Annotated in this window: 2 protein-coding genes; both read left to right on the top strand. The window is 75.9% G+C overall.

Going from position 1 to position 16,137, the window contains the following annotated elements; all coding sequences use genetic code 11:
- Nucleotides 1-23 precede the first annotated feature (23 nt).
- Nucleotides 24-11,093, top strand: coding sequence for a type I polyketide synthase (locus tag H1D33_RS10535; RefSeq protein ID WP_181568239.1), 11,070 nt, complete (start codon nucleotides 24-26; stop codon nucleotides 11,091-11,093).
- A 1-nt stretch (nucleotide 11,094) separates the two neighbouring features.
- Entirely contained in the window at nucleotides 11,095-16,095 is a 5,001-nt protein-coding gene (locus H1D33_RS10530) for a type I polyketide synthase (RefSeq protein WP_479686833.1), read from the top strand.
- Nucleotides 16,096-16,137 lie beyond the last annotated feature (42 nt).

The following is a 16,137-nucleotide window of genomic DNA, read 5'->3' as shown; positions in this document are numbered from 1 at the left end:
GCAACACAGGGAATGGGCGGACCATGGCTGACGAGGCGAAGCTTCTCGACTACCTCAAGCGGGTCACCGCCGACCTGCACCAGGTGCGGCAACGGCTGCGCGAGGTGGAGGCGGGCGAGCAGGAGCCGGTCGCGATCGTCGGCATGAGCTGCCGCTTCCCCGGCGGCATCCGCACCCCGGAGCAGCTCTGGGAGGTGGTGGCGTCCGGCCGGGACGTGATCACCGAGTTCCCCACCGACCGGGGCTGGGACCTCGACGCGCTGCACGCCGGCGACCCCGAGCAGAACGGCACCTCGTACGCGCGCCACGGCGGCTTCGTCACCGACCTCGCCGACTTCGACCCCGGCTTCTTCGCCATCTCGCCGCGCGAGGCGCTGGCCATGGACCCGCAGCAGCGGTGGCTGCTGGAGACCACCTGGGAGGTCTTCGAGTCCGCCGGCATCGACCCGCACACGCTGCGCGGCACCCGCACCGGCGTGTTCGCCGGCAGCACCGGCCAGGACTACGGCACCGTGCTGATGACCGCCGCCGCGCAGGGCCTGGAGGGGCACCTGATGACCGGCAACGCCGGCAGCGTGGTGTCCGGCCGGATCGCCTACACGTTCGGCCTGGAGGGACCGGCGGTCACCGTCGACACCGCCTGCTCGTCGTCGCTGGTGGCGATGCACCTGGCCGGGCAGGCGCTGCGGCAGCGGGAGTGCACGCTCGCCGTCGTCGCCGGCGTCACCGCCATGTGTACGCCGGGCGCGTTCGTGGAGTTCTCCCGCCAGCGCGGGCTGGCCGCCGACGGCCGGTGCAAGGCGTTCGCCGCCGCCGCCGACGGCACCGGCTGGTCCGAGGGTGTCGGCGTGCTGCTGTTGGAACGCGTCTCCGACGCCCGCCGCAACGGCCACCCGATCCTCGCCGTGCTGCGCGGCAGCGCCGTCAACCAGGACGGCGCGTCGAACGGGCTGAGCGCCCCGAACGGCCCGTCGCAGCAGCGGGTGATCCAGCAGGCGCTGTCCAACGCCGGGCTCGCCGCCGGCGGCGTGGACGTGGTGGAGGCGCACGGCACCGGCACCCGGCTCGGCGACCCGATCGAGGCGCAGGCGCTGCTCGCCACGTACGGGCAGGACCGGGGTGACGCCGCGCCGCTGCTGCTCGGCTCGGTCAAGTCGAACCTGGGGCACACGCAGGCCGCGGCCGGCGTCGCCGGAGTCATCAAGATGGTGCAGGCGATGCGGCACGGGCTCGTCCCGCCCACCCTGCACGTGGACGCGCCGACGCCGCAGGTCGACTGGGACACCGGCGCGGTCGAGCTGGTCACCGAGGCCACCCCGTGGCCGGCGGTGGACCGGCCCCGCCGCTCGGCGATCTCCTCGTTCGGCGTGTCCGGCACCAACGCGCACACCATCCTCGAACAGGCGCCGCCGGACGAGCCCGCCCCGGCCGCCGACGCGGCGCCGGCGCGCACTCGTCCGGTCGTACCGGTGCTGGTGTCGGCCCGCGACGACGCCGCGCTCGCCGACCAGGCGCGCCGCTGGGCCGCGCGGCTGGCCGCCGACCCGGCGGCGACCGCGCTCGACGTGGCGTTCTCGTCGGCCACCGGGCGGGCGGCGCTGGACCGGCGGGCCGTGCTCGCCGTCACCGGCCGCGACGACCTGCTCGCCGGGCTGCGGGCCCTCGCCGCCGGAACGCCGCCGGCCGGTACGACAACCGGCGCGGCGACCGACCGGCAGGCCGTGGCGGTGCTGTTCTCCGGGCAGGGCGCGCAGCGCGCCGGCATGGGTCGGGAGTTGTCCGAGGCGTTTCCGGTGTTCTCGTCCACGTTGGACGAGGTGTGCGCGCAGCTCGACCCGCTGCTGTCGCAGCCGTTGAAGCCGGTGCTGTTCGGTGACGGTGACCTGCTGGATCGGACGGAGTTCACCCAGGCGGGGTTGTTCGCGGTCGAGGTGGCGTTGTTCCGCCTGGTGGAGTCGTTCGGGGTGATCCCGGACTTCGTGGGTGGCCATTCGATCGGGGAGATCACCGCAGCGCACGTGGCCGGTGTGCTGTCCCTGGCCGACGCGTGTGCGCTGGTGGCGGCGCGGGGCCGGTTGATGCAGGCGCTGCCTGACGGCGGCGGGATGCTGGCGGTCGCCGCGCCGGAGGCCGAGGTGGCCGCTTCGATCGCGAGCGCGAACCACGCGAACACCGCGAACCACGCGGGCCACGCGGACCTCGGGATCGCGGCGGTCAACGGGCCGTCGTCGGTGGTGGTGTCCGGGCCGGTCGACGCGCTGGACGAGGTGGAGCACGCCTGGCGGGAGCGCGGCGTGCGGGTTCGCCGGTTGACGGTGTCGCACGCGTTCCACAGTCCGCTGATGGAGCCGATGCTCGCCGAGTTCCGCACGGTCCTCGACGGGTTGACGTTCGCCGCGCCGAGCCTGCCGGTCGTGTCCAACGTGACCGGCGCGCTCGCCGGGGACGAGATCACCACCGCCGACTACTGGGTGCGGCACGTCCGGGAGGCGGTCCGGTACGCCGACGGCGTGACCGCACTGCACGCCGCTGGGGCGGACACGTTCCTGGAGATCGGCCCGCAGAGCGTGCTCACCGCGCTGACCGCCGAGATCCTGCCCGACGACGAGACGGTGGTGGCGGTCGCCGCGCAGCGCCGGGACCGGGACGAGACCGAGGCGCTGCTGGCCGGGCTGGCCGAGCTGCACGTGCACGGCGTCCGCATCGACTGGACGCCCTGGTTCGCCGGCACCGGCGCCACCCGCGTCGACCTGCCCACCTACGCGTTCCAGCACCAGCGCTACTGGCCGGAGGCCGGCGGCGGGTGGACCGGCGACGTCACCGCGGTCGGCCTGCGCCCCGCCCGGCACCCGCTGCTCGGCGCCGCCGTCGGCGTGGCCCACGCCGAGGGCTTCCTGTTCACCGGCCGGCTGTCCCGGCGTACCCACCCGTGGATCGCCGACCACGTCGTCTTCGACACCGTGCTGCTGCCCGGCACCGGCTTCGTCGAGCTGGCGCTTCAGGCCGGCGCGCACGTCGGCGCCGACCACGTCCGCGAGCTGACCCTCGAAGCGCCGCTGATCCTGCCCGAGACCGGCGGCGTCGACATCCAGCTCTGGATCGGCCCGGCCGACGAGACCGGCTGCCGGTCCGTGTCGCTGCACTCCGCGCCCGACGACGACCGGCCCGGCGACGAGCAGGCCGGCGACGCCACCGACGGGGACCGGCGCGCCTGGACCCGCAACGCCAGCGGCGTCCTCGCCGACCGACCGGCGCAACCCGGCGTGCCCGGCTGGTCCGACCTCGCCGCCTGGCCGCCGCCGGACGCCACCGAGGTGCCCACCGACCAGCTCTATCCGCACCTCGCCGCCCAGGGCTACGACTACGGCCCGTCGTTCATCGCGCTGCGCACCGCCTGGCGGCGCGGCGACGACCTCTTCGCCGACCTGACGCTGCCCGAGGCGCCGGCCGCCGAGGCCGGCGGCTACGGCGTGCACCCGGCGCTGCTCGACGCCGCGCTGCACACGCTCGGCCTCACCAGCGCCACCGGCGGGTCGACCGGCCCCGGACTGCCCCCCGGCCACGGCCGGCTGCCGTTCTCCTGGAACGACATCGCGCTGCACGCCGCCGGCGCCGCCGCCGCCCGGGTCCGCGTCCGGCACACCGGCCCGGACAGCGTCTCGCTGCTCCTCGCCGGCGTCGACGGCGCCCCGATCGCCTCGGTCGGCTCGCTCGTGCTGCGGCCGGTCACCGCCGACCAGCTCCGGACCGCCGGCGGCGGCGGACCCGAGTCGCTGTACCGGATCGACTGGACCCCGCTCCCGCTGGCCGCCGGACCCGCCGAGGGCGCCTGGGCGGTGCTCGACACCGACGCCGACCTCACCGACGCGGTGGCCGCCACCGGAACGGCCGTCACCGCGTACCCGGATCTCGCAGCGCTGACCACCGCGCTGGACGACGGCGCCGACGCGCCCGCGGTGCTGGTGGCGCCGTTCCTCGAACCGCGCGGCGAGCGGGACGTGCCGCGCTGGGTCGCCGAGGTGACCCACCGGGCGCTCGACGTGCTCCAGCGGTTCCTCGCCGACGACCGCCACGAGGCCACCAGGCTGGTCGTGCTCACCCGCGGCGCGGTCGCCACCGACCCGGACGCCGACCTCACCGACCTGGCCGGCGCCGCCGTCATCGGCCTGGTGCGCTCCGCCCAGTCGGAGAACCCGGGCCGGTTCGTGCTGGTCGACGTGGACGACCCGGCCGGCGCCGCCGCCGCGCTGGTGCCGGCGCTGGACACCGACGAACCACAGCTCGCGATCCGGGCCGGCGTCGCGGCCGGCGCCCGGCTCACCCGGGTGCCCGCGCCCGCCGACCCGGCCGAGGCGGCGTTCGACGCCGACGGCACGGTGCTGATCACCGGCGCCACCGGCACGCTCGGCCAGCTCATGAGCCGGCACCTGGTGACCCGGCACGGCGTGCGGCACCTGGTGCTCACCAGCCGGCGCGGCCGGGACGCCGCCGGCATTCCGCAACTCTGCGACGAGCTGACCGCGCTCGGTGCCACCGTCACGGTCGCCGCCTGCGACGTCGCCGACCGCGACGCGGTCGCCGCGCTGCTCGCCGACCTCCCCGCCGACCACCCGCTCACCGCCGTGATCCACGCCGCCGGGGTACGCGACGACGGCGTCATCTCCTCGCTCACCCCGGACCGGGTCGACGGCGTGCTGCGTCCCAAGGTCGACGCCGCCTGGCACCTGCACGAGCTGACCGCCGGCCTCGACCTCACCGCGTTCGTCTCGTACTCCTCGCTCGCGGCCACCGCCGGCGGCCCCGGCCAGGGCAACTACGCCGCCGCCAACGCCTTCCTCGACGGGCTCGCCCACCACCGCCGCGCCCGCGGCCTCGCCGCGCTCACCCTCGCCTGGGGCCTCTGGGCCGACCGCAGCGGCATGACCACCGAACTGGACGACGTCCACCTCAACCGCATCTCCCGCTCCGGCGTGGCCGCGATGGAGGCGGAGGAGGGGCTGGCGCTGTTCGACGCCGCCTGCCGCGTCCCGGCCGCCGCGCTGGTGCCGGCCCACCTCGACCTGGCCGCCATGCGGGCCCAGTTCGCCGGCGCCGTCCCGCCGCTGTACCGGGCGCTGATCCGCGCCGGCCGGGGCGCCGCCGCCGCGCCGGCCACCGGGGCGTCGCTGGTGCAGCAGCTCGCCGCGCTCGCCGACGCCGACCGGCGGGCCGCGCTGCTGGAGATCGTCCGGGGGCAGGCCGCCGCCGTGCTCGGCTACCCCGACCCGGCTGCCGTCGACCCGCGCCGGGCGTTCAGCGACCTCGGCTTCGACTCGCTCACCGCCGTCGAGATGCGCAACCGGCTCGGCAACGCGTTCGGCCTGCGGCTGCCCGCCACGCTGGTCTTCGACTACCCGAGCCCGCAGGAACTCGCCGCCCACCTGGACACCGAGATCGCCGGCGTGCCGGTCCCGGCCCGGCCGGCGACCGCCCCGGTCACCGTCGGCGACGACGAGCCGCTGGCCATCATCGGCATGGCCTGCCGGCTGCCCGGCGGCGTGTCCACCCCGGACGACCTGTGGCGGCTGGTCGCCGAGGGCGTCGACGCGATCACCGACCTGCCCGGCGACCGGGGCTGGGACCTGGACACCCTCTACAGCCCCGACCCGGACGCCACCGGCACGTTCTACGCCCGCGGCGGCGGTTTCCTCGCCGACGTCGACCGCTTCGACCCCGGCTTCTTCGGCATCAGCCCGCGCGAGGCCCTCGCCATGGACCCGCAGCAGCGGCTGCTGCTGGAGACCACCTGGGAGACGTTCGAGTCCGCCGGCATCGACCCGACCGGGGTACGCGGCAGCAGCACCGGCGTGTTCGTCGGCACCAGCGGCCAGGACTACGGCTCGCTGCTCGCGTTCGCCCCCGAGGAGACCTCCGGGTACGCGCTCACCGGCATGACCAGCAGCGTCATCTCCGGCCGGGTCGCCTACACGTACGGCCTGGAAGGGCCGGCGGTGTCGCTGGACACGGCCTGCTCGTCGTCGCTGGTCGCGCTGCACTGGGCCGGGCAGGCGCTGCGCCGCGGCGAGTGCGACATGGCGCTGGCCGGCGGCGTCATCGTGATGGCCACCCCGACCGCGTTCGTGGAGTTCTCCCGCCAGCGCGGCCTGGCCGCCGACGGCCGGTGCAAGTCGTTCGCCGCCGCCGCCGACGGCACCGGCTGGTCCGAGGGCGTCGGCCTGCTGCTGGTGCAGCGCCTCTCCGACGCCCGCCGGCAGGGCCGGCACGTGCTCGCGATCGTGCGCGGCAGCGCGGTCAACTCCGACGGCGCGTCCAACGGTCTGACCGCCCCGAACGGCCCCTCGCAGCAGCGGGTCATCCGGGCGGCGCTGGCCGCGGCGCGGCTGTCCCCGGCCGACGTGGACGTGGTCGAGGCGCACGGCACCGGCACCACGCTCGGCGACCCGATCGAGGCGCAGGCGCTGCTCGCCACGTACGGGCAGGACCGGCCCGCCGGCCGGCCGCTGCTGCTCGGCTCGATCAAGTCGAACATCGGCCACGCCCAGGCCGCCGCCGGCGTCGCCGGCGTCATCAAGATGGTGCAGGCCATGCGGCACGGCACCGTGCCCCGCACGCTGCACGTGGACGAGCCGTCCCCGCACATCGACTGGGACGCCGGCGCGGTGGAGTTGGCCACCGAGGCGCGGCCCTGGCCGGCGGGCGACCGCCCGCGCCGGGCGGCGGTGTCGTCGTTCGGCATCTCCGGCACCAACGCGCACGTCATCGTGGAACAGGGCGACGAACCGGCCGCCCCGGCCGCGGCCGGCGCCGGCCTGCTGGACACCGCCGCGACGGTGTGGGCGGTGTCCGCGCGGTCCCGCGCGGCGCTGGCCGGGCAGGCCGCCCGCCTGGCCGAGCACGTCCGCTCGGGTGGCGACGGTGACGCCGCCGCGCTCGCCTGGTCGCTGGCCGCCACCCGGTCCGCGTTCGACAATCGGGCCGCCGTGGTCGGGTCGTCGGTGCAGGAGTTGCTGTCCGGACTGGACGCGCTCGCGTCCGGCGCGCCGGCCGGCAACGTGGTGTCCGGATCGGTCGCGTCACACGGCGCGGGTCCGGTGTTCGTGTTCCCGGGTCAGGGTGCGCAGTCGGCGCGGATGGCTTCTGGTCTGGTCGGTCGGTCGCCGGTGTTCGACGCGGCGTTGGCCGAGTGTCAGGTGGCGCTTTCTCCCTACCTCGATGTCGACCTGGTGTCGGTGTTGACCGGCGACGACGAGTCGTGGTTGGAGCGGGTGGAGGTGGTGCAGCCGGTCCTGTGGGCGGTCGGTGTCGCCCTGGCCGCGGTGTGGCGGCACGTGGGGGTGAGCCCGCAGGCGGTGATCGGGCATTCGCAGGGTGAGATCGGTGCGGCGTGTGTGGCGGGGATCCTGTCCCTGGACGACGCGGCGAGGACGGTGGCCCTGCGGTCGCGGGCGCTGTCCGCGTTGCGGGGGACCGGGACGATGGCGTCGGTCGATCTGTCGGCCGACGAGGTCGCCGCGCGGCTGGCGCTGGCGACGTCGGCCGGCTCCGGGCCGGCGAGCGACGGGACCGCGCCGGTCCGGGGCGGCGGTGACACCGGTCCGGCCGCGGACGGATCACGGTTCGCGGGTGTGGGGATCGCGGCGGTCAACGGTCCGGCGACCGTGGTCGTCTCCGGTCCACCGCAGGCGGTCGCCGATCTGGTCGACGCCTGTCAGGCCGACGGCATCCGGGCCCGGTTGATTCCGGTGGACTACGCCTCCCACTCGGTGGCCGTGGAGGAGGTCGCGCAGCAGTTGCGCACCGACCTGGCCGGTGTCACCCCGCTGGCCGGTCACACCCGGCTGGTGTCCACCCTCACCGGTGACTGGGTGGACCCGGCCACGATGACGGCCGACTACTGGTACGACAACCTCCGGCAGACCGTCCGCTTCGACACCGCCGTGCGTACGGCGATCGAGGCGGGTCACACGACGTTCGTGGAGATCAGTCCGCATCCGGTGCTGGCCATGCCGGTCACCGCGATCCTGGACGACACCGCCACCGCCGGACACACGCTGTCCACGCTGCGTCGGGGTGAGGACGACCCGACCCGGCTGCTGACCAACCTCGCCACCGCCCACACCATCGGCCTGCCCGTCGACCTCACCGCCGTGCTCGCCGAGACCGGCACCGTCGCGCTGCCCACCTACGCGTTCGAGCAGCAGCGGTTCTGGCTCGACCCGCCCGCCCACCGCGCCCAGGACGTCGCCTCCGCCGGCCTCCAGGACGCCGGCCACCCGCTACTCAGCGCCGCCGTCACGTTCCCCGACAGCGAACGGCTGGTCTTCACCGGCCGGCTCTCCGTACGCACCCACCCGTGGCTCGGCGAGCACCGGGTGATGAACGCGATCCTGCTGCCCGGCACCGCGTTCGTCGAACTGGCCGCGCACGCCGGCGAGCAGGCCGGCGCCCCGGTGGTCGAGGAACTCACCCTGCTCGCCCCACTCGTCCTGCCCGAACTCGGGTCGCTCCAGATCCAGCTCACCGTCGGCGAGCGCGACGACACCGGCCGCCGCCCGGTGCAGTTGCACTCCCGCCCGTACCGCGACGGGTCCGACGAGATCCTCGCCGACGTGGCCTGGACCTGCCACGCCACCGGCCTGCTCGCCCCGCGCGGCGCCGACGCGCCCGCGTTCGACCTCGGCGTGTGGCCGCCACCCGGCGCCACGCCCGTCGCCTCCGACTCCTTCTACGCCGGCCTGGAGTCCACCGTCTTCGGCTACGGCCCGGTCTTCCGCGGGCTGCGTGCCGCCTGGACCCGGGGCGACGAGGTCTTCGCCGAGGTGGCGCTCCCCGCCGAGCACCACGCCGAAGCCGGCCGGTTCGGGCTGCACCCGGCGCTGCTCGACGGCGCGCTCCAGGCCATGTCCATCGGCGGCTTCCTCGGCCGGATGGGCGACGGCGCCGACGCCACCGCGCCCCGCCTGCCGTTCGCCTGGACCGGCGTCACGCTGCTCGCCGCCGGGGCCACCGCGCTGCGGGTCCGCGTCGCCGCGGCCGGCGACGTCGGCGTCACGTTCCAGGTCGCCGACGCCACCGGCGCCCCCGTCCTGCACGCCGAATCCCTGATCATGCGCCGGGTCACCGGCGACGCGCTCGGCGCGGCCCGCTCCGGCCGGCACGAGTCGCTGTTCCAGGTGGACTGGCCGGTCCTGCCGGTGACCGCCGGACCGTCGCCGGCCGCCGGCCGCTGGGTGGTGCTCGGCGACGACCTCGCGCTCAACGCCGCCGCCGAGGCCGCCGGCGCCCGGGTCCGCCCCGACCTCGCCCCGGAAGCCTTCGCCGACCTGCTGGCCGGCGGCGAACCCGCCCCCGGGACGCTGATCCTGCCGATCGCCGGCACCGGCGACGGCACCGGCCCCGAACTGGCCGCGCAGGCCCGCGCCACCACCCACCGCCTGCTCGGCACGCTCCAAGCGTGGCTCGCCGACGACCGGTTCGCCGACACCCGGCTGGTGCTGGTCACCCGCGGCGCGGTGGCCACCGGCGACCCGGCCCGGGTCGACCTGCGCGCCGCGCCCGCCTGGGGACTCGTCCGCACCGCCCAGCTCGAACACCCCGACCGGATCCAGCTCGTCGACCTGGACGCCGACCCGGCCGGCGCCGCGCTGCTCGCCGCCGCGATCGGCACCGGCGAACCGCAGCTCGCCGTGCACGACGGCCAGGTGCGCGCGCCGCGCCTGGCCCGCGTACCGGCCGCGCTGGAGCCCCGGCCCGGCGGCGTCGACCCGGACGGCACCGTGCTGATCACCGGCGGCACCGGCGTGCTCGGCCGGCTCCTGGCCCGCCACCTCGCCACCACCCACGGCGTCCGGCACCTGCTGCTCGCCGGGCGGCGCGGCGCGACCGCCGACGGCATCGACGCCCTGGTCACCGAGCTGGCCGAGGCCGGCGCCGAGGTCACGGTCGCCGCCTGCGACGCCGCCGACCCGGACGCGCTGGCCGCGCTGCTCGACGGCATCCCCGCCGAGCACCCGCTCACCGCCGTGGTGCACGCCGCCGGCGTGCTCGACGACGGCGTGCTGGAGTCGCTCACCCCGGACCGGATCGACGCGGTCGCCGTCGGAAAGATCGACGCCGCGTGGCACCTGCACCGGCTCGCCGCCGGCCGCGACCTCGGCGCGTTCGTGCTGTTCTCGTCCGCCGCCGCCACGCTCGGCAGCGCCGGCCAGGCCAACTACGGCGCGGCCAACGCGTTCCTCGACGCGCTCGCCGCGCACCGGCGGGCCCAGGGGCTGCCCGGCATCTCCCTCGCCTGGGGCCTCTGGGAGCAGGCCAGCGGCATGACCGGCCACCTCGCCGACGCCGACGTGCGGCGGATGGCCGAGCAGGGCGCCGCCGGGCTCTCCACCGAGCAGGCGCTGCACCTGTTCGACGCCGCCTGGCGGCTGGACACCGCCGCCGTCGTACCGATGCGGTTGGACGTGGCGGCGCTGCGCGGCCAGGCCGAGGCCGGCGTGCTCGCCCCGCTGCTGCGCGGCCTGGTCCGGGTACCGCTGCGCCGCTCGGTCGACGCGGGCGGTGCCGGCGCCGGCGGCGTGTCGCTCGGCCAGCGGCTCGCCGGCCTGGCCGACCCGGAGCGGCGCAAGGTGCTGCTGGACGTGGTCCGGGCGAACGTGGCCGCCGTGCTCGGCCACGCCGGGCCGGAGGCCGTCGACCCCGGCCGCCTCTTCACCGACCTGGGTTTCGACTCGCTGACCGCGGTCGACCTGCGCAACCGGCTCAACACGCTGTCCGGGCTGCGGCTGCCCGCCACGCTGGTCTTCGACTACCCGACGCCGCACGCCCTCGCCGAGAAGCTGGCCGGTGAGATCGCCGCCGACGCGGCGCCCTCCACCCAACCGCTGTTCCAGGGCATCGACGCGGTCGAGTCGCTGCTCACCACGCTGGCGCTCGACCCGGCCACCCGGGACCGGTTCGCCACCCGGATGCGTGACCTGCTCGCCAAGGCCACCGACCTGGCCGGCCCGGCCGACGAACCGGAGCGACCCGACCTCGACGCGGCCAGCGACGACGAGATCTTCGACTTCATCAGCAAAGAGTTTGGAATCTCCTGACATGACCACCGCGGATCAAGGCAGGGACGCGATGAGCGACGACGACAAGCTGCGGTACTTCCTCAAGCGGGTGACCGCCGACCTGCACGACACGAAGCGCAAGCTGCAGACCGTCGAGGCGCGCGACCAGGAACCGCTGGCGATCGTGTCGATGAGCTGTCGGTTCCCCGGCGGCGTCCGGTCCCCGGAGGAGCTGTGGGACCTCGTCGCCGGCGGGCGTGACGCGCTCACCGAGTTCCCCGCCGACCGGGGCTGGGACCTCGACGGGCTCTACGACCCCGACCCGGACAAGCCCGGCAAGAGCTACACCCGCGTCGGCGGGTTCCTCGACCGCGCCGGCGACTTCGACCCGGCCCTGTTCGGCATCTCGCCCCGCGAGGCGCTCGCCATGGACCCGCAGCAGCGGCTGCTGCTGGAGACGTCCTGGGAGGCGATCGAGCGGGCCGGCATCGACCCGCTGTCGCTGCGCGGCAGCGCCACCGGCGTCTTCGTCGGGCTGAGCACGTCCAACTACGGGATGGGCCTGCCGTACGTGCCGGACGGCGTCGACATGTACCTCGGCACCGGCAACACCACGAGCGTCGCCTCCGGCCGGATCTCGTTCACGCTCGGCCTCAACGGCCCCGCCGTCACCGTCGACACCGCCTGCTCGTCGTCGCTCGTCGCCCTGCACCTGGCCGGTCAGGCGCTGCGCCGCGGCGAGTGCGACCTGGCGGTCGCCGGTGGCGTCACCGTGATGGCCACCCCGGGTGTGTTCATCGTCTTCTCCCGCCAGCGCGGCATGTCCGTCGACGGGCGGTGCCGCGCGTTCGCGGCCGGCGCCGACGGCACCGGCTGGGGCGAGGGCGGCGGCGTCGTCGTGGTGGAGCGGCTCGCCGACGCCGAACGCAACGGCCACCCGATCCTCGCGGTGATCCGCGGCAGCGCGCTCAACCAGGACGGCGCGTCCAACGGCCTCACCGCCCCGAACGGCCCCTCGCAGCAGCGGGTGATCCGGGCCGCGCTGGCCGACGCCCGGCTCGGCCCGGCCGACGTCGACCTGGTCGAGGCGCACGGCACCGGCACCACCCTCGGCGACCCGATCGAGGCGCAGGCGCTGCTCGCCACGTACGGGCAGGACCGTCCCGCGGACCGGCCGCTGCTGCTCGGCTCGGTGAAGTCGAACATCGGCCACACGCAGAGCGCCGCCGGCGTGGCCGGCCTGGTCAAGATGGTGATGGCGCTGCGGCACGGGACGCTGCCGGCGACGCTGCACGTGGACGCCCCGTCCCCGCACGTCGACTGGGACGCCGGCGCGGTCGAGCTGATCACCGAGAACCAACCGTGGCCGGAGCTGGGCCGGCCCCGCCGCGGCGGCGTCTCCTCGTTCGGGGTCAGCGGCACCAACGCCCACGTCATCGTCGAGGAGTACCGCCCGTCCGTCGCCGAGCCGGCCGAGGCGCCCGCCGACGACGCCCCCGCGCCGCGCCGCGCCGGCCTGCTCGCCGCCGCCGTCACCGCCTGGCCGGTCTCGGCCCGGACCCGGGGCGCGCTCGCCGGGCAGGCCGCCCGGCTGGCCGCGCACCTGCGCGCGCACCCGGCCGACCCGGCGGCGGTGGCGTGGTCCCTCGCGACCACCCGGTCCACGCTCGACCAGCGCGCTGTGGTCGTCGGCGCGGACCCCGCCGAGCTGCTCGCCGGCCTGGACGCGCTCGCCGCCGGCCTGCCCGCCGGCAACCTGGTCACCGGCACGGCGTCGGCGGCCGGCGCCGGCCCGGTCCTCGTCTTCCCCGGCCAGGGCGCCCAGTCCGCTCAGATGGCCGCCGGCCTGGTCGGCCGCTGCCCGGTCTTCGACACCGCGCTGGCCGAGTGTCGGACCGCGCTGGCCCCGCACCTGGACGTGGATCTCGTGTCGGTTCTGACCGGCGACGACGAGTCGTGGCTGGACCGGGTGGAGGTGGTGCAGCCGGTCCTGTGGGCGGTCGGTGTCGCGCTCGCCGCCGTCTGGCGCGCGGCCGGCGTGACGCCCGACGCGGTGATCGGGCACTCGCAGGGCGAGATCGGCGCCGCCTGTGTGGCGGGGATCCTGTCCCTGGACGACGCGGCGAGGACGGTGGCGTTGCGGTCGCGGGCGTTGTCCGCGTTGCGGGGGACCGGCACCATGGCGTCGGTCGACCTGCCGGCCGATGAGGTGACGGCCCGCCTGAACGGCTTCGAGGGTGTCGGCGTCGCGGCGGTCAACGGTCCGGCGACCGTGGTCGTCTCCGGTCCGCCGCAGGCGGTCGCCGATCTGGTGGAGGCGTGTCAGTCCGAGGGCATCCGGGCCCGGTTGATTCCGGTGGACTACGCCTCCCACTCGGTGGCCGTGGAGGAGGTCGCGCAGCAGTTGCGCACCGACCTGGCCGGTGTCACCCCGCAGCCGGGGCATACCCGGCTGGTGTCGACGTTGACCGGTGACTGGGTGGACCCGGCGACGATGACGGCCGACTACTGGTACGACAACCTGCGGCAGACCGTCCGCTTCGACACCGCCGTGCGGACGGCGATCGAGGCGGGTCACACGACGTTCGTGGAGATCAGTCCGCATCCGGTGCTGGCGATGCCGGTGACGGCGATCCTGGACGACACCGGCACCGCCGGGCACACGCTGTCCACGCTGCGTCGGGGTGAGGACGACCCGACCCGGCTGCTGACCAACCTCGCCGCCGCCCACACCATCGGCCTGCCCGTCGACCTCACCACCGTGCTCGCCGAGACCGACACCGTCGCGCTGCCCACCTACGCCTTCGACCACCAGCGCCTCTGGCTCGACGGCAGCGGCGGCCCCGAGCGGGACGACCAGACGGCCGACCACGCCGGCCCGGACGACAGCGGCTTCTGGGCCGCCGTCGAACGCGGCGACCTGCCCGGCCTCGCCGACGTGCTCGCCGGCGACGACACCCCCGCCGAACACGCCCTCGACGCGCTCACCCCCGCGCTGCCGGTGCTGCGCCGCTGGCGGCGACAGCAGCGCCGCCAGTCCGACATCGACGGCTGGCGCTACCAGGACACCTGGAAGCCGCTCACCGGCATCACCAACCGGGGGATGGCCGGCACCTGGCTCGTCGTACTGCCCACCGGCGACATCGTCGAGCCCTGGCAGGAGGCCTGCGTCGACGCGGTCACCGCCGCCGGGGCCACCGTCGTGCCCCTGCCCGTCAGCACCACCGACGTCGACCGGGACCTGCTCGGCAAGCTGCTGCGCGAGGCGCTCGCCACCGACGCCGACGGCACCCTCGCCGAGGTGACCGGCGTGGTGTCCCTGCTCGCGTTCGACGAGCTGGTCCACCCGATGCACCCGTCCGTGCCCGGCGGCTTCGCCGCCACCGTCGCGCTGGTCCAGTCGCTCGGCGACATCGGCCTCGCCGCCCCGATGTGGGCGGTCACCTCCGGCGCCGTCTCCGTCGGCCGCGGCGAACTGCTCCGCTCGCCCGGCCAGGCGATGGTCTGGGGCTTCGGCCGGGTCGCCGCGCTGGAACACCCGCAACGCTGGGGCGGACTCGTCGACCTGCCGGAGGCGGTCGACGAGCGCAGCGCCGGCCTGCTGGTCGCGGCGCTCACCGCCGCCGGCGACGAGGACCAGATCGCGGTACGCCCCGGCGGACTGCTCGGCCGGCGTCTCACCCGCGTCCCGCTCGGCGACAGCCGGCCCGCGCACCCGTGGCAGCCCTCCGGCACCGCGCTGGTCACCGGCGGCACCGGCGCGCTCGGCGGGCACGCCGCCCGCTGGCTCGCCCGCAGCGGGGTGGAGAACATCGTGGTGGCCAGCCGGCGCGGCATGGACGCCCCCGGCGCCGCCGAACTCGTCGCCGAGCTGACCGCGCTCGGCGCCACCGCCAGCGTGGTCACCTGCGACGCCGCCGACCGGGACGCGCTCGCCGCGCTGATCGACGGCATCCCCGCCGACCGGCCGCTGAAGGCCGTGGTGCACGCCAGCGCGGTGCTCGACGACGCCCTCATCAACGACCTGCGCATCGACCAGATCGAGCGGGTCCTCGCGGCCAAGGTGGACGTCGCGTACCACCTGCACGAGCTGACGCTCGACCTGGACCTCGGCGCGTTCGTGCTGTTCTCCTCGTTCGCCGGCTCGGTGGGCAGCTCCGGCGTCGGCAACTACGCCCCGAGCAACGCGTTCCTCGACGCGCTCGCCCAGCACCGGCGAGGGCTCGGCCTGCCCGGCACGTCCATCGCCTGGGGCGCCTGGGCCGGCGGCGGCATGGCCGACGGGCCGTTCGGCGAGCTGCTGCACCGGCACGGCGTACCCGAGATGCCGCCGGAGGCCGCGATCACCGCGCTGCACCAGGCCGTCGACCACGGCGAGGCGTTCCTCACCGTCGCCGACATCGCCTGGGAACGGTTCTCCGTCGCGTTCACCGCCACCCGCCCCGGCCCGCTGATCAGCGACCTGCCGGACGTGCGCCGCCTGCGCACGACGGAGCGGACCACGGCCGGCGAGGTGCCCGACGGCCCGGAGTCGCTGCGTGACCGGCTCGCCGGGCTGCCCGCCGCCGACCGGATGGCGGTGCTGCTCGCGCTGGTCCGCGGCCAGGTCGCGGCCGTGCTCAACTACCCGTCCGGGGAGTCGGTGGACGAGCACCGCGCGTTCCGCGAGCTGGGCTTCGACTCGGTCACCGCGGTCGAGCTGCGCAACCGGCTCGGCCTGGCGACCGGCGTGGGGCTGCCGGTCACCCTGGTCTTCGACTACCCGACGCCGACCACGCTGGCCGAGTACCTCTACGCCGAGGTGGCCCAGGAGGACGTGGTCACCCCGACCGCGCTGCTGGACGACCTCGACCGGATCGCCGACGGGCTCGACGTGGTGGCCCGCGACGAGGCCGCCCGGGTCCGAGCCACCGTCCGCCTCCAGGCCATGCTCACCCGGCTCGGCCAGGGCGGCGGAGGTGACGACCTCGGCCGCCACCTCGGCGACGCCAGCGACGACGAGCTGTTCGCCATGGTGGACCGCGACCTCGGTCTGTCCTGACCCGCACCGGCTCACTCCCGTCCCCTGCGAGGAAGCGGCTCC

Source organism: Micromonospora ferruginea (genome assembly GCF_013694245.2).
Lineage (GTDB): Bacteria > Actinomycetota > Actinomycetes > Mycobacteriales > Micromonosporaceae > Micromonospora > Micromonospora robiginosa.
Note: the sequence above shows the minus strand (reverse complement) of the source record. Positions and strands in the feature narration are given on the sequence as shown.